Source organism: Kitasatospora sp. NPDC059817 (assembly GCF_042731835.1).
GTDB lineage: Bacteria > Actinomycetota > Actinomycetes > Streptomycetales > Streptomycetaceae > Kitasatospora.
Genome location: NZ_JBHWIR010000189.1, coordinates 1 through 13,900, shown reverse-complemented (window position 1 = coordinate 13,900; position 13,900 = coordinate 1). Strand labels below are relative to the sequence as shown.

The window sequence follows — 13,900 nt, the reverse complement described above, 5'->3', positions numbered from 1 at the left end:
CTCCACCCTCGAACGCGGCACCCGCCGAGACGACGACCTCGCCAACGCCTACCGCGAATGGCTCACCACCGCTTGACAACCCATAGGAGCATCAACAGCAGAAAGCACAGGTCAGAACAGATGCGCAGAGAACTCCGCCGCTTCACGGCTCCGGGCCGAGGACCCATTCCTCCCCGGCCTGAAGGCCGGAGCCTCCTGGGAGAAATCAGGTGACGGTCTGGGCGATCAGCGGGGAGTGCCAGTCGACGAAAGCGGTTCCGGGGTGCTGCAACGCGTAGGAGTGGTTGGCCGTGGCCTGCCGCCACTTCTCCGGGAGGAACACGAGGGCGGTCAGCTGCTGACCGAGCGCCATGGCGGCGGCCAGCGGGGCGGTGGTGGCGAGCAGGCGTCCGGCGGTGCTGCTCGCGGTGATGCCGGTGCGCACCCGCAGGCCGTACGCGGCGACGCCGACGGTCTCGCGGATGACGGCCAGTCGGCCGGCGCCGGCGGTGGAGTCGGCGTGGACCGCGGTGATCTCCTCGCCGCGCTCGGCCCGGTAGGCGGCGGGGTAGGCCCGCAGGGCCAGTCGCAGTCCTCGCAAGGCGGTGCCGGTGGTGGCGGTGGTGGCGGTGTTCACGCGAGGGCCCCCCTGGCCGTCGAACGGGTGGTGCGCAGGCGCCGGTCGGCCTCGGCCACTACCGCGCGCAGCCGGTCGGCCTCGGCGGCGAGGGTGTCCCGCCCTGCGTCGGCGAGTGCGTACGTCCGGCGGGCGCGGCCGTCGATCACCTCGTCGCGCTCGACCTCGATCAGCCCCTGCTGGAGCAGGCGGTCCAACGCGCTGTAGAGCGTGCTGGTGCGCATTTTGACCCGACCGTCCGAGAGCGCGGCAACCTCTTGGATCAGGGCGTAGCCGTGCCGAGGCGCGTCGGCCAGTGCGGTGAGCAGAAGCAACGTGGGCTCCTGCATGGAGCGTAATGTCATGCGGATACATATACCGTTCATAGGCATATACCGTCTATGGGCCCATGTATCTGGCACGGGCGGATGCCAGAGCAACCGTTCGGCTCCGGAACCCGTCATTTCACGGATGTCGGGGCACGACCGCCTCGCCTCAAGGACACCGGGAGCTGGTCTCGTTGCAGCGGAAGAAGCCGTACTGGCAGCCGTACTGGTGGCGACTGATGTTCCGTTCGGACACCACGCCGGAGTGGGAGCCGATGGATCGCGGACCGCTCTCCCAGGTCTCGAACCACGCGCTGACGACGATGTCGATCGAGGCCTGGGCCGACGGCCTCCTGGAGGAGGCGCTCTACGAACTCGAAGACCTGCGCGGCGACCTGCGCGTCGAGTGCTACGCGGAACCCGTCCTCACGGACGGCACTCCCCCGGTGTATTCGTGCCAGGGGCGGCTGCCGGGGAGGTGAGTCCGGGACGGGTTCGGCGCGGGAAGTCGGTGGGGCCGACTTCCCATGCCGTAGTCAGCGAACGGGGGTTGTTACTGGGGTTGAGGTCGGACTCGGGTGGGGGTGGTGGACGGGCGGGTGCTGGGCGGTGAGGGGGTAGACCCAGGCGAGGAGTGCGAGGAGGAGGGCGAACGGGAGGAGGGTGTAGGCGGTCGCGGCGCCCGGGGTCACGTCAGGACGCATCGAGGGCGGCGGGGAGGTCGAGTTCGGCCCAGACGGTCTTGGCGTTGGGGTGGCGGGGGATGCTGCCCCAGCGGTCGGCGAGGGCGTCGATGAGGGTGAGGCCGCGCCCGGACTGGGAGTTGGGGGCGAGGACGGCAGGCAGAGCCGGGAAGCGGTCGCCCCGGCAGTCCGAGATCTCGATGCGCAAGGTTGTGCCCCGGCGCACGGTGGTGGTGAGACAGAGGTGAAGCTCGAAGCCGCGCCCCGGAACGCGGCCATGGGTGGTCGCGTTAGCGGCGAGCTCCGCGACGATCAGGAGAGCCGAATAGTACGGCTCGGTGTGGGACAAGTTCAGCCCCCAGGTAGTCAGTTGACGCCTGGCGATGCGCCGGCCGATGGCGGCGCCCTTGGGGGTGGCGGCGAGGGTGACGGTGTGACGGCGGGGGCTGTCGAGCGGGATGTCGGTCGTCATGGAAAAAATCGTGGCGCCCCGGACGTACGCTGACCACGGATTCGGCGAGCACTGAGAGTGCCTGTGCGGATGCGGAGGGTTGGCCTGTCGGCCGGCCCAGATCAATCGGTCGAAAGGGTGGGTGATTGTCGTGGGTGGCGTCGAGCGCACGGTCTTCGATGACGGCGAGACGGCGGAGAACTCCGACGGGGTCGCGGAGTTCTATGCGGCGGTGGGCAAGTTGATCAGGCTCTTCCGGGAGCGGGCCGGGCTGACCCAGCGCGAGCTGGCCGAAAAACTCGGGTACAGCGAGGACCAGCTGGGAGCGGTCGAGCGCGGCAAGCGGACGCCGAGAATCGAGATCCTGACGAAGGCGGAGGAAGTCCTCAACGCGGGCGGCGCGTTGAGGATCATCGCCGACGACGTGATGAAGGCGAAGATCCGGATCACCACACGGCACCCGGCATTCTCCAAGGCCTTCACGTACGAGGAGTGGCGGGCCATCGAGATCCACGAGTACAGCAGTCTCCACATCCCTGGCCTGCTTCAGACCGAGGCCCATGCGCGAGCGCTGTACGACATGCGTAGGCCGTGGCTCTCCGTCGAGCAGATCGACGACTGGGTGTCCGCGCGGTTGGCGCGGCAGGAGATCCTGAGCCGATGGCCGTTGCCGGTCATGAGCTGGGTGATCGACGAGAGTGCCCTGCGCCGCCCGTTGGGGGGTTGGGACGTTCACCAGGCGCAGCTTCGCCACCTGCTCAAGGTGGCCGAGATCCGCGGCCTGGAGCTTCAGGTGATGCCGCTGGACAGGACGGAGAACGCCGGCATGGGAGGCTCCTTCATCCTCCTCACGCCGACGGGGCGGGCCCAGATCGCGTACGTAGAAGTCCAGCACGTCAACAGGCTGATCACGGACCCGGAGGAAGTCCGTAAGATGACTGCACGGTACGGCACCCTCAGGGGGCAGGCGCTCAGCATGAGGGAGTCCTTGGCCTTGATCGAGATGATCCTGGGAGAGCGGTGAGCATGGCCGAGCTGGCGTGGTTCAAGAGCAGTTACAGCAGCAACGAGGGTGCTGCGTGCGTGGAGGTCGCCGAGACCCCCGGCGTCGTCCACGTGCGTGACTCCAAGGACAAGAGCGGCCCGCAGCTGGCGTTCGAGCCGGCCACGTGGCAGGCGTTCGTGGCGTTCGCCGCGACCGCTGAGGTCTGAGCAGTCCCCCAACGGCCCACCGCTAGGCAGCGGTGGGCCGTTGGCGTACCGTCAGAAGGCATGGAACTCGTCTGGTTCAAGAGCAGCCACAGCACCAACGAAGGCGCCCAATGCGTCGAGATCGCGTGGCGCAAGAGCAGCTACAGCACCAACGAGGGTGCTGAATGCGTCGAGGTCGCCGAGACGACCGCCGCCGTCCACGTCCGTGACTCCAAGGACAAGGACGGCCCCCAACTCACCTTCTCCCCCGCCGCCTGGCAGGCCTTCGTCGACTTCGCCCCGACGGCCGCCTGACGGCCCGAGACTGCCAGGACCAGGAGCAGGACCAGGCCAGACCTAGGGCGTGGCAGTACCCTCCTGTGCGTCGCCCTCAATCGCCCGGAGCGCGGCGACCGCGGCGGGCGCCACATTGGAGTTCACGGCCGCGCCGAGTGCGGCCAGCTCACGGATCACCGGCAGTGCGGGTGCCGCCGCCGGGCCGAACTGCCGCAACGCCGCCAGTGCCGAGCAGACGATCCCCCACTTCTCCGCCCGCACTGCCCGATCGAGTACCTCCTCGACCGCCCCGAGCGCTGCCGTGCCCCCGAGGTGCCCCAGCGCCTGCAGCGTCGAGTTCACCTCCGTTTCGATCCACTGCTGGTCCAGGTCGAAGCCGAGCAGCCGCTCGACCAGCCCGGGCACCAACTGCCCTGCCGCACCCGGAAGCCACTTCGCAGCCTGGACCGCCCGCCAGGCGTCGACCCCGCCGTCCAGCGCCACCAGCAGACTCGGCAGCGCCCGCTCGTCACCGAGACGTGCCAACGCGAGGACGGCCTCCTGATGGGCCCGGCGCAGATGGCGCTGCGGGGAGGCCCACGCCTGTGGTCCGTACTGCGCGTGCTGGGCGGCGACGAAGGCGGCCAGCACCGGGCGGGCCGGCTCGGGGACCGGATGGCAGGCGCCGAGGGCGGAGGCGGCCTCGGCGACGACCTCAAGGTACGGGTCCGCGAGTTGGGCGCCGATCAGCGCGACGAGCGGGCTGTGGCCACCGCTCCGGGACCTGATGATCTCCGAACCCATCCGCAGGGCGTCCAGCCGGGTACCGGGATCGGCGCTGCGCAGCTGTTCCGCCAGCAGCATCGTGCGCTCGGACACCCGCGCGCCCAGAACCTCGTGGAAGGTGCGCAGCAGCCCGGTGACCGGTGAGTGGACCGTTGCGTGCCGGTCGAGGTCCTCGAACGCGGCGATGACCTCGACCGGTGCGCTGCCCGGCTCGATCGTGGGTGCCGGTGTCGCCGGGGTGGGGGTGAGCCACCAGTCGCCGGTCGGGGCCGTCTGTTCACGCAGCAGGGCGATCGCGGTGCGGGTCGCCTCCTGGGCGTGGAAGTCCGGTGTGCACCGGGCGTGCTGGACCAGGGCCGCCAGCCGGGTGGTCGGATCGAGCGCGGTGTCGTCGGCGAGGGAGGTGAGCCAGGCCGATGCGGACGCCAGCATGTCCGGCCGGGGCAGAGCCAGCTCGGCCATCGCCTCGACCAGCAGCAACCGTTCGACCACCCCCGGGGGGGGGGGGGGGGGCGGGGCCCGCCACCCCGCCACCGGCGGTGCGGGGACGGTGGATCGAAAGCACCGCGAGGCGCTGTCGCGCTCTGGCGGGGGGCGGCGGGCCCCCCCCCCCCCCACCCCCCCCCCGCCCCCCCCCCCGCGCCCCCCCCCGGGGGGGGGGGCGGGCCCCCCCCCCCCCCCCCCCGCGGCAGCGCGTTCCGCATCGTCGACCAACAGCCCGAGCGCGGGTATCGCCGCCTGCCGCACCAGCCGGTCGGAATCCGTGGCGAACCCGATGAACGCCTCGGCCTGCTCCCGCATCAGCGCCGCGGCCTTGTAGTGGCCGGAGAAGTCCCAGCTGTTCTCCTCGGTCGCGCCGTACGCGAGCGCCGCGCTGCCGATGCCGACCAGCAGTTCAACCACCGCCGCCCGTACGGGCGCAGCGGCGTCGCCGGCCAGCTCGAAGAGGAACGGCACGCTTGCGGCCGTGCACTGGTAGACATCGCCCTGATGGTGGACGGCGCCGTAGAACCTGTCGAGCGCGTTCCTGCGCTCCTCCTCGTCGGAGGAGGCGAGCGCGTGCAGCAGCCCGGGCACCTCCTCCGCGGTGCCGTAGGCGTGATGCATCTGCGACCAGTCGATGTCGTGGAGTCCGTCGAACATGACGAACATTCTGCCCGTCGCCACTGACCTCTGGGGGGCGGGACAGGGGGCGGGACCCGACCTCTGAAGACGGCCTCCAGCCGGCGGCGCCGTCCTTCGAGATGACGGCCCGGGCCTGCCGCGTCCGCGCGCTCAACTGCTGGGCGAAGCTCCGCAGGGAGTCGGCGTTCCTCGCGCCTTGATGCGGGCGGGCCGCCTCCGTGGCGCCGGGGCCCCTTCTGCCGTCCGTGCCGGTCAGGGTCGAGTGAAGGCCACCTCGGGGAAGTCCCGGCTGGGACCGTTGAGCAACGGCTCGCAGGTTCCCTTGATTTGGCGCTCGAAGAAGGCGCCGACATAGCTGGTGGTGATCGCGATCGACCGGGGAGCGTTCGGGATGGGCAGCACGCCGCTCTCGTCGACCAGGTAGTCCAGGTCGGTGAAGGTGTAGTGGTCGGCGCCGGCGACCGTGAGCCACCGCTTCCATCCGTCCAGGTTCGGCCAACTGCTGGTCCAGGACGGCACGATGTCCGGGCCGCTCGGGTCCGCGGCCGCGATCAGCAGGACCGGGCGGCCGTCGACGCCGGTCGCGGGAACCAGTGGCGTGATGGCGCCGTCGAGGTCGACACCGGCCAGCACGCGGCGGTCCGCGCCCATGGCGGCCAGGGTCGCATCGCCGCCGACGGAGTGCCCGGGCGGCGCGGCGCTGCTAGCGTGACCGCATGGATCGAGATCAACGCTCACTCCACGCCTCGTCGTTCGGCGCGGCGGCGGCCGCGTACGCCGAGCACCGCCCGGACTACGCGCAGGACGCGGTGCGTTGGGCACTCGAACCCGCTCCCGGCCCGCGCGTGCTCGACCTCGGCGCCGGAACCGGCAAGCTGACCGGCGTGCTGGCCGCGCTGGGTGCCGAGGTCATCGCAGTCGAACCCGACCCGGCGATGCTGGCCGAGCTGCGCCGTTCGCTGCCGGAGGTCCGTGCCCTGTCAGGGAGCGCGGAGACGGTTCCGCTGCCGGACGCCTCCGTCGACGCCGTGGTCGCCGGCAACGCCATGCACTGGTTCGACATGGCCGTCGCGGGGCCCGAGATCGCCCGGGTCCTCGCCCCCGGCGGCGTCCTGGCCGGCCTGTGGAACGTGATGGACGACCAGGTCGCCTGGGTCGACGGGCTCGCACAGGTCAGCGGGGGCGAGGCCATCGGCCCGCGTGACACGCCCGCCGGCTGGCGCGCCGAGACGACCGGCATGCACCTTCCGAAGACCGGCGCGGCCGCCCGGTTCGGCTCGCCGGAGCAGGAGCAGTTCCCGCACGGGCAACTGCGCACCGCCGACTCCCTCGTCGCGACCCTCGCGACCCGCGCGGGCATGCTCGTCATGCCGGAGCAGGAGCGGGAGGCCAGACTCGGCCGGATCCGCGCGTTCCTCGCAGACCGGCCGGAGACCGCCCAAGGCGAGTTCACGCTCCCGATGCTGACCGCCGTGCTGCGCGTCCGGCGACTGGCCCCCGGCCCGGGGCCGGAGGCGCGGGGCTAGGGCCTATTTCGAAAGTCCTGGCCGCGAACGTGTAGCAGTCATGGACACCGCGCCGTCCGGGCACCCGGCATGCTTTCGGCCCGGATCTCACCGATGGACTCCGAGGCACGCCGGAATGAGGGTTCTACGTCACCGCGAGCACAACCGGTTCAATGCCGACCGGCTCTCATCGTCCGCGGCACGGCAGATCATCAACCGCTGGTCCGGATCTTGGAGTGGCATGAGTACTTCGAAGTTCACGGCGATCACACCTGCGTCCGGATGCCGCATCACCTTGTGTCCGCGGCCGTTGACCTTCACGTCTCCCTCGGCCCACAATCGCGCGAATTCCTCGTTACGGGTGGTGCATTCGGTGATGAGGTCGGTCAACGCCTGGTCCTCCGGGTGCGCGGCCCACGCTGCGCGCAGGTGGGCGATTCCCTCCCGCACGACGCGCTCGCGGTCGACATAGAACTCGCGTATTTCCGGGTGTACCAGGCACAGCCACATGGCATTGCGTTGCGACGGCGGCAGGGTGTCGAAATCCAGCAGCAGCCTCGCCATTTCGCCGTTCCAGGCCAGGATGTCGTAGCGGTGGTTCATCAGCACGGCCGGCAGCGGCGACAGGTCGGCGACCAGCCGGGCCAGCGGGGGTGCTGCGGTGGTGGCGGGCTTGTCGGCGTTGCGGGGGCGCTGCTGGGCCAGGTTGAAGAGGTAGGTGCGTTCGTCGGGGGCCAGGCGCAGCGCCCGGGCCAACGCCTCCACCACGTTCGCCGAGGGCCGCAGTCCCCGGGCCTGTTCCAGCCGCGCGATGTAGTCGATGCTGACCCCGGCCAGTTCGGCGACCTCTTCACGACGCAGCCCCGGGGTCCGCCGGGCCTGCTGACGCGACGGCAGGCCGAAGTCCTTCGGGTCGAGGCGCTCGCGCCGGGTCCGCAGGAACGCGGCCAACTCCTTTGCCGTGTCCACGGTGCGGGTCATCATGTTCGATCCAACAGCCAGGGTAGGACTGGTGTTCCCAGGAACTTCTTTCCCTTATCCCCGACTCGCGGCGGTCACAGACTTGTTCTCGACAACGGATGACAAGCACAGGAGGACACGATGTCGCTCACCCTCGACACCTACCGGCTGCTGGGCCGCTCCGGGCTGCGGGTCTCACCGCTGGCGCTGGGCGCGGCGACCTTCGGCACCGAGTGGGGCTGGGGTGCCGAGCAGGACGAGGCGCGTAAGCTGTTCGACCTCTACGTCGAGCGCGGCGGCAACTTCGTCGACACCGCCAACACCTACACCAATGGCAGCTCCGAGCGCCTGCTGGGTGAATTCACCCGCGACAACCGCGAAAGCCTGGTGCTGGCAACGAAATACACCACGCTGCGCCGGCCCGGCGACCCGAATTCCGGGGGCCCTCACCGCAAGAGCCTGTTCGCGTCGGTGGAATCCAGTCTGCGACAGCTGAATACGGACTACATCGATCTGCTCTACCTGCACGTGTGGGATTTCACGACACCGGTCGAGGAGATCCTGCGTGGCATGGACGATCTGGTCCGGCAGGGCAAGGTCTTGTACGTGGCGATCTCCAACGCCCCGGCCTGGCAGGTGTCGCGCATGCAGGCGATCGCCGACCTGCGCGGCTGGTCGCCGCTGGTCGCCCTGCAGATCGAATACAACCTGATCGAGCGTACCGGGGAACGTGACCTGATCCCGATGGCACGCGAGATGGGGTTGGGCGTGGTGCCGTACTCGCCACTTGCCGGCGGGGTGCTCACCGGCAAGTACAGCCGCGACGACCTGACCACGACGAACACCGCGGTCGACGACGGCACCCGAAAGAATTTCAATATCGCCAACGGCGGGCTCACCGAACACAACCTGGACATCGCTGATGTCGTGAAGGAGGTCGCCGCGGAGCTGGGCCGCACAACCGCCCAGGTCGGGCTGGCCTGGACCCTGCAGAACCCGGATGTGACGGCATCGCTCATCGGCGCCCGCACTCTCGCGCAGCTGGAGGACAATCTGGGTGCCCTGGAGGTCGACTTCACGGCCTCCCAACTGGCCCGCCTCGACGAGGCCAGCGCGATCGAACTCGGCTTCCCGCACGACCTGCTCGCCAGCGACAGGATGCGCACGGTGACCCACGGCGACCTGACGGTCGAAACCCGCCGCTGATACCCGATCGAGCCCCGGGGCAGCACCCGGCCCGGGACTGGAGGCGCGGGGCTAGAGGCCCGACTCCCAGAGTGCGCGCCGCACCGTGTGCAGGGCGGTGGCGGACTGCTCCCAGCCGTGCCACCAGAACAGACCGCCGCTGTGGCTCGCCTCGGCGGCCAGCGCCGTCAGGTGCGCCCACGGCCCGGCCGGGAGGCCGAACTGCGGGCGGGCGGCCAGGCGTTCGGCCTGTTCGGCGGCGACCGGCACCATGCCGACCACCAGCAGCCGTGGGCCGCCGGGCGCGCGGCCGGGGACGGTGCCGGTGCCGGTGCCGGTGCCGGTGCCGGTGCCGGTGCCGGTGAGCATCGGGTGCAGGGTGATCGGGTCCAGCAGCAGGGTCAGTTCGGCGGACGGCAGCGGCGCGGGGCCGTCGCGCCAGGTGAGGCGCTTGCCGGTGAACTCCGCATGGAGGAGAGGCTGTTCGTCGAGGGTGATGCCGTCCTCGGCCACCCTCAGCTCCGCGCCGCGGCCGCCCGGCAGCTGCACCCGGTAGCAGCCGTACAGATACGGCGGCACGGTCGATGCCGCCACGGCCTGGGCGTAGGGGACGGCGACGCCGTCCACCTCGAAGCCCGCCGGGCCGACCACGACGGCGGCCGCCGTGGGCACGCCGTCGACCGTGACGCGGACCCGCAGCGCCGGGCCGTCCTCGCCCGGCCCGACGGAGACGACCAGTTCGCGCCCGGCCTCGTCCGCCGCCCGGTAGTCGCCGACCAGGTCGGCGAGCGGCGGCACGTCCGGCAGGGCGTACTCGGCGAGTTGCACCGAGAACTCCGCCGCCGCCACCCGCCCGGCGGGCCACACCGCGCCGACCAGCCGGCGCCGCCCGTCCCGGCCGACCTCGGTGCGCAGTTCGCCGCCGCAGTCGTTGCCGTCCTCGACCCGCCAGCGCAGCACGCCGTGGTCGTGGCGCGGGGCGGTGATCCGCCGACCGTTGACGTGGATCCGGTGCCGGGGCGGGTCGGTGGCGCGGCCCAGGACGTAGACGTCGAGGTTGCCGTCCGGCGTGCCGTAGAGGCCCGTCCACGGGTACAGGGCCTCGGCGAGGACGGTGTCCAGGTCGCGCCGGATGCTGCTCCCCCCGCCCGCGAGCCCGCCGCCCCCGAGCTCGCCGCCCCCGGGCCCGCCGTCGCGCACCGACCGGAGCAGCGCGCGCGCCTCGGACTTGCGGGTGAGCAGGGTGCGCAGCCGCCGCGCCGCCTCCGGGGTCGGCCGCCGGTAGCGGCCCTTGGCGGCGGCCTGCATGGCCGCGTCCTCGCGGCGGGCCAGCAGGGCGCGTTCGGCGTCGGCGAGATCCGGCGGCGCCCAAGACGCCACCGCCGCCTCGGGCTCCCGGACGAAGCGTTCGCGCAGGGCGCCGTCCTCCCCCAGGGCGAGGACGAAGCGGGCGGCGGGCGTGTCCTCCTGCCAGTGGTAGCCGCCGGGGACGTGGAAGTCCGTGAAGCCGTCGAGGGCGGCGAGTTCGCGCGGCCCGTACTCGTCGATGTTCCGGACCGGGCCGGTGGGCGGCCGCACGGTCTGGCCGGGTCGGATCAGGCCGAGCCGTTCGAGCATCCGCGGGTCGGCCGGGGCGGCGACGGCCGGTGGGAGGTACCAGGTGGAGGCGCTGGTGACGGTCCGCTGCACGGCCCGGTCCCGGAGCCCGGCGACGGTGTGCCGGTCGGTGACGGGGGCGGTGCCCCGGTAGCGGGCGCCGATGTAGTTGACCACGGGGTGGTCCGGGCCGTAGACCTCCTCCAGCCGGTCGACCAGGACGGGCAGCCGGTGGTTGAAGAACCCGGTGCGCTGGTAGCCGAGTTCGCCGACCAGCCCGACCTGCCAGAGCACCAGGTGCAGGCCCGGGTCGATCCGCCGGCCGCGGATCAGCAGGTCCGAGGCCTCGAAGGTCTGCATGCCGGGGCTGCTCGGGTCCACGCCGAGGTCGGCGCACAGGACGTCCAGCGCGCTGATCCCCGGACGCATCACGGCCGCGTGGCCCTCGCGGCGGGCGATCCGGACGGCGCGGTGGCTGGAGAGGACGAACACGCCCGGGTGGCCGTAGAAGACCGCCGCCACCCGCCGCCCGGCCCGGACGAAGTGCAGGATCGCCTCGGACATCTGCACGTACGTCAGATAGCGGTCCTTGGCGTCGTCGTAGAGGACGCCGAGGTCGTAGGAGTCGGGCCGCCAGGCCTTGATCCGCACCACCGTCACCGGGTCGGCGACGCAGTGGAGGACGTGGTCCGCCTCGCGGAGCAGCCGCTCGTCGGCGCGGGTGAACCCGGCCGCCTCGATGCCGGAGCCGAGTACGGTCAACTCACCCTTGGGCGTGTCGGGTTCGGCCGTCTCGCCGTCCCGCTCGGGGCGGCGCGGCCCGGGGGCGGCGGCAATGGCCCGGGCCAGCTCCGCCCAGCGGTCCTCGTGCTCGCGGCGGGTCGGGAAGCGGTCGAAGGGGCGGCCGTACGGGCGGTTCGGGTCCATCGGGCGGCGTCAGTCGGTGTCAGCTGCGTCAGGCGACGTCGACGGCGAAGTCCAACTGGACGACCTGCGGCGGCGGGTCCAGCAGGCCCGGGGCATCCACCTCGAAGTCCATCTGGGTGATCTGCGGCGCGGGCTCCGTCAGGATCGGGCTGGCCAGGTCGAAGTCCGTCCGGCCGACCTGGCGGAAGGGCCGGTCCGCGGCGGTGTCGGCGTCCAGCGCGAGATCGGCGTCCACGTCGATGTCGACGACGTCGAAGCCGAAGGCCAGGCTGCTTGCGGTCACGGTAGGCACTCGACAGTCACTCGTCCCTTCGGAGCCACGGGCGTTCGCGTGTTCATGCTACTGAACACCAGTTCGCGCCGACAGCCCCGCGGGTGCGGCTGCGGCCGGTCGGGATGGGGGCCGCAGAGGAACGCGGCCATCTCACCCGACACGTCGACGCCGAATGCCGACAGTCCCCAGCTGTCCGGGTGCGCCGCCCCCCTCGGACCGGCCCGCACCCGACGTCCTGGTCAGGCACGGTCAGCGGGCCGACGCCCGGGCGGCGCGGGCGGCGCGCTGGGCCCGCCGGGCCCGCTGGGCGAAGACGTCCTCCCGGCGGTCGGCGGTCTGGCGCAGGACGCGCTTGCGGTCCCGGCCGGACAGCCGGTCGATGTACAACTGCCCGTTCAGGTGGTCGGTCTCGTGCTGGAGGCAGCGGGCGAAGTAGCCGGTCCCCTCGATGGTGACGGCGGCGCCGTACTGGTCGAAGCCGTGCACCACCACCTCGGCCGGGCGGGCGAGTTCGGTGCCGGCCCCGGGGACGGAGAGGCAGCCTTCGGTGTCCTCGATCAGCCGGCGGCCGGGCTCGCGGGGCTCGACGACCGGGTTGAGCACGTGGCCGACATGCCGGACGCCCTGGTCGTCGCGGCAGTCGTAGACGAAGAGGCTCAGGTCCACGTCCACCTGGTTGGCCGCGAGCCCGCAGCCGTCGGCGACCTGCATGGTGGCGAACATGTCCTCGATGAGACGGGCCAGCCGCTCGCTGCCGTAGTCCTCCCCGGTCGCCGGGCGGCAGGTGCGGCGGAGGATGCCCTCCCCCACCTCGGTGATCCGCAGGACGGTCGGGCGTTCACGCGGTTCGGACATCGGCGCTCCCTCGTCGACACCGTCGACACGACGGCAAGGATGACGGCTTGTCATCGACTTTGCAAAGTAGCAGACTTTGCAAAGTGACCGAAGATGCCAAAGCCGCCGAGGAAACCAAAGGCCTCACCGCGCCCGCCACCGCCCCCCTCCCCCAGCACCCCGTACGCACCGCGATCCTCGGTCTCCTCGCCGAGAAGGCCGCCCTCACCTCCACCGAGGCCGCCGCCGCCACCGGGTACAGCTCCGGCCTGTGCTCCTTCCACCTACGGCAGCTGGCCCGCCACGGCCTCATCGAGGAGGCCCCCGCCACCGACGGCCGCGCCCGCCCCTGGCGGCTCCCGCAGCAGCCACACCAGACCCACCAGCCCGCCGCAGCAGACGAGTTCGGGGAACTCGCGCGCGGCCTGGAGGACGAGAGCTACCGGCGCTGGCTCGCCCGCCGCGACACGGCGCCGGCCGACTGGCGGCAGGACGAGGCGTTCAGCACCGTCCTCTACCTGACCCCCGCCGAACTGGCCGCCGTCGGCGAGGCCGTCCGCCAGGTGCTGGCCCGCTACCGCGACCGCGAGGCCGACCCGGCCGGCCGTCCTGCCGGCGCCCGCCCGGTCGCCGCCGTGGCCCGCCTCTTCCCGCTCCTCCCGGACGAGCACTGACGAGCACGGAGGAGCGCTGACGGGCACGGAGGAGCGCTGACGGGCACGGAGGAGCGCCGGAGTCCGCCGCCCGGCGCTTCGCGGTGATCCTCCTCCGCTCCCGAACCCAAGCAATGGTCAAGACCAAATGGTCGAGACCAATTTGGCGCCGCGTCAGAGACGGCACGCGGGCGGTGTCCAGGCGAGGGAGACAAACCCGCTGGCGCACCCGGCCCGCCGACCCGCAAGCTGGCCCGATGCGCGTCAACGGCCCCCTCTGCACCCGCCAGTCCCTCGCCACCGACCTGCCTGGCCCCCGGGGGGGTCCACCGGGGCAACCGGATCGTGGAGACAACCGGGGCGACCCCCGGGGTGGGTCCCGGCGGGCGGGGGCACGCGGCACACCCCCACGGGCCGCCCCCCGGGCCGCGCGGGTGGGCCGACCCCGGGGCCTGCGGGCCGCACCCGCACACCGGGGGGCGGCCCGCCGCCCGTTCCACCGTCGTTTGAGCCGGCCGCGCGAGAGTGTGTCC

Annotated in this window: 16 protein-coding genes; 7 read left to right on the top strand and 9 right to left on the bottom strand. The window is 71.9% G+C overall.

Annotation, left to right across the window (positions count from 1 at the left end; translation table 11 throughout):
- Window positions 1-205: 205 nt before the first annotated feature.
- Window positions 206-616, bottom strand: a complete 411-nt coding sequence (locus ACFV61_RS29455; protein ID WP_380494893.1) for a hypothetical protein — start codon at window positions 614-616, stop codon at window positions 206-208.
- Entirely contained in the window at window positions 613-945 is a 333-nt protein-coding gene (locus tag ACFV61_RS29450; RefSeq protein WP_380429453.1) for a PadR family transcriptional regulator, read from the bottom strand. The genes ACFV61_RS29455 and ACFV61_RS29450 overlap by 4 nt, the downstream gene beginning before the upstream one ends.
- 170 nt (window positions 946-1,115) lie before the next feature.
- On the opposite strand from ACFV61_RS29450, the gene ACFV61_RS29445 reads away from it, so the two are divergent.
- On the top strand, window positions 1,116-1,403 hold the full coding sequence (locus ACFV61_RS29445; RefSeq protein ID WP_380494891.1) for a hypothetical protein: 288 nt from the start codon (window positions 1,116-1,118) through the stop codon (window positions 1,401-1,403).
- Between the two features lie 211 nt (window positions 1,404-1,614).
- Here the strand turns inward: ACFV61_RS29445 and ACFV61_RS29440 are convergent, their stop codons facing one another.
- On the bottom strand, window positions 1,615-2,076 hold the full coding sequence (locus ACFV61_RS29440; RefSeq protein WP_380375681.1) for an ATP-binding protein: 462 nt from the start codon (window positions 2,074-2,076) through the stop codon (window positions 1,615-1,617).
- Between the two features lie 130 nt (window positions 2,077-2,206).
- Between ACFV61_RS29440 and ACFV61_RS29435 the strand changes: the two genes are divergently transcribed.
- From ACFV61_RS29435 to ACFV61_RS29425, 3 genes are read left to right on the top strand one after another with little or no spacing between them, the layout of a single operon-like run.
- Window positions 2,207-3,079 carry a Scr1 family TA system antitoxin-like transcriptional regulator gene (locus ACFV61_RS29435; RefSeq protein ID WP_380494889.1) on the top strand — a complete coding sequence of 291 codons (873 nt, stop codon included), beginning with the start codon at window positions 2,207-2,209 and terminating at the stop codon, window positions 3,077-3,079.
- 2 nt (window positions 3,080-3,081) lie between these two features.
- On the top strand, window positions 3,082-3,267 hold the full coding sequence (locus tag ACFV61_RS29430) for a DUF397 domain-containing protein (RefSeq protein WP_380494887.1): 186 nt from the start codon (window positions 3,082-3,084) through the stop codon (window positions 3,265-3,267).
- Window positions 3,268-3,327: 60 nt separating this feature from the next.
- Window positions 3,328-3,561 carry a DUF397 domain-containing protein gene (locus tag ACFV61_RS29425; protein ID WP_380345102.1) on the top strand — a complete coding sequence of 78 codons (234 nt, stop codon included), beginning with the start codon at window positions 3,328-3,330 and terminating at the stop codon, window positions 3,559-3,561.
- 42 nt (window positions 3,562-3,603) lie between these two features.
- Here the strand turns inward: ACFV61_RS29425 and ACFV61_RS29420 are convergent, their stop codons facing one another.
- Both ACFV61_RS29420 and ACFV61_RS29415 read right to left on the bottom strand, forming a co-directional pair.
- Window positions 3,604-5,451, bottom strand: a complete 1,848-nt coding sequence (locus ACFV61_RS29420) for a HEAT repeat domain-containing protein (RefSeq protein ID WP_380494885.1) — start codon at window positions 5,449-5,451, stop codon at window positions 3,604-3,606.
- A gap of 234 nt (window positions 5,452-5,685) precedes the next feature.
- Entirely contained in the window at window positions 5,686-6,084 is a 399-nt protein-coding gene (locus tag ACFV61_RS29415) for a hypothetical protein (protein ID WP_380494883.1), read from the bottom strand.
- A gap of 65 nt (window positions 6,085-6,149) precedes the next feature.
- On the opposite strand from ACFV61_RS29415, the gene ACFV61_RS29410 reads away from it, so the two are divergent.
- The gene (locus ACFV61_RS29410) at window positions 6,150-6,959 is read left to right on the top strand and encodes a class I SAM-dependent methyltransferase (RefSeq protein WP_380494881.1); all 810 of its coding nucleotides are present in this window, start codon (window positions 6,150-6,152) and stop codon (window positions 6,957-6,959) included.
- A gap of 129 nt (window positions 6,960-7,088) precedes the next feature.
- Here ACFV61_RS29410 and ACFV61_RS29405 read toward each other — a convergent pair whose 3' ends face one another.
- Window positions 7,089-7,919, bottom strand: coding sequence for a helix-turn-helix transcriptional regulator (locus ACFV61_RS29405; protein ID WP_380494879.1), 831 nt, complete (start codon window positions 7,917-7,919; stop codon window positions 7,089-7,091).
- A 120-nt stretch (window positions 7,920-8,039) separates the two neighbouring features.
- Between ACFV61_RS29405 and ACFV61_RS29400 the strand changes: the two genes are divergently transcribed.
- Window positions 8,040-9,104, top strand: coding sequence for an aldo/keto reductase (locus ACFV61_RS29400; protein WP_380494877.1), 1,065 nt, complete (start codon window positions 8,040-8,042; stop codon window positions 9,102-9,104).
- Between the two features lie 51 nt (window positions 9,105-9,155).
- On the opposite strand, the gene ACFV61_RS29395 is transcribed toward ACFV61_RS29400, so the two are convergent.
- The 3 genes from ACFV61_RS29395 to def all read right to left on the bottom strand — a co-directional run bounded on the left by ACFV61_RS29395 (window position 9,156) and on the right by def (window position 12,735).
- Entirely contained in the window at window positions 9,156-11,606 is a 2,451-nt protein-coding gene (locus ACFV61_RS29395; RefSeq protein ID WP_380494875.1) for an SAM-dependent methyltransferase, read from the bottom strand.
- A gap of 28 nt (window positions 11,607-11,634) precedes the next feature.
- Window positions 11,635-11,889, bottom strand: coding sequence for a hypothetical protein (locus ACFV61_RS29390; protein WP_380494873.1), 255 nt, complete (start codon window positions 11,887-11,889; stop codon window positions 11,635-11,637).
- 240 nt (window positions 11,890-12,129) lie between these two features.
- Window positions 12,130-12,735 carry a peptide deformylase gene (gene def, locus ACFV61_RS29385; protein WP_380494871.1) on the bottom strand — a complete coding sequence of 202 codons (606 nt, stop codon included), beginning with the start codon at window positions 12,733-12,735 and terminating at the stop codon, window positions 12,130-12,132.
- Between the two features lie 83 nt (window positions 12,736-12,818).
- Between def and ACFV61_RS29380 the strand changes: the two genes are divergently transcribed.
- Entirely contained in the window at window positions 12,819-13,388 is a 570-nt protein-coding gene (locus ACFV61_RS29380) for a helix-turn-helix domain-containing protein (RefSeq protein WP_380494869.1), read from the top strand.
- Window positions 13,389-13,900 lie beyond the last annotated feature (512 nt).

Excerpts from the sequence above, each read along its gene's own strand:
- ACFV61_RS29425 (WP_380345102.1), top strand. The coding sequence starts at position 3,328 with ATGGAACTCGTCTGGTTCAAGAGCAGCCACAGCACCAACGAAGGCGCC.
- ACFV61_RS29420 (WP_380494885.1), bottom strand. The coding sequence starts at position 5,451 with ATGTTCGACGGACTCCACGACATCGACTGGTCGCAGATGCATCACGCC.
- ACFV61_RS29415 (WP_380494883.1), bottom strand. The coding sequence starts at position 6,084 with ATGGGCGCGGACCGCCGCGTGCTGGCCGGTGTCGACCTCGACGGCGCC.
- ACFV61_RS29395 (WP_380494875.1), bottom strand. The coding sequence starts at position 11,606 with ATGGACCCGAACCGCCCGTACGGCCGCCCCTTCGACCGCTTCCCGACC.
- ACFV61_RS29440 (WP_380375681.1), bottom strand. The coding sequence starts at position 2,076 with ATGACGACCGACATCCCGCTCGACAGCCCCCGCCGTCACACCGTCACC.
- ACFV61_RS29450 (WP_380429453.1), bottom strand. The coding sequence starts at position 945 with ATGCAGGAGCCCACGTTGCTTCTGCTCACCGCACTGGCCGACGCGCCT.
- def (WP_380494871.1), bottom strand. The coding sequence starts at position 12,735 with ATGTCCGAACCGCGTGAACGCCCGACCGTCCTGCGGATCACCGAGGTG.
- ACFV61_RS29410 (WP_380494881.1), top strand. The coding sequence starts at position 6,150 with ATGGATCGAGATCAACGCTCACTCCACGCCTCGTCGTTCGGCGCGGCG.
- ACFV61_RS29430 (WP_380494887.1), top strand. The coding sequence starts at position 3,082 with ATGGCCGAGCTGGCGTGGTTCAAGAGCAGTTACAGCAGCAACGAGGGT.
- ACFV61_RS29400 (WP_380494877.1), top strand. The coding sequence starts at position 8,040 with ATGTCGCTCACCCTCGACACCTACCGGCTGCTGGGCCGCTCCGGGCTG.
- ACFV61_RS29405 (WP_380494879.1), bottom strand. The coding sequence starts at position 7,919 with ATGACCCGCACCGTGGACACGGCAAAGGAGTTGGCCGCGTTCCTGCGG.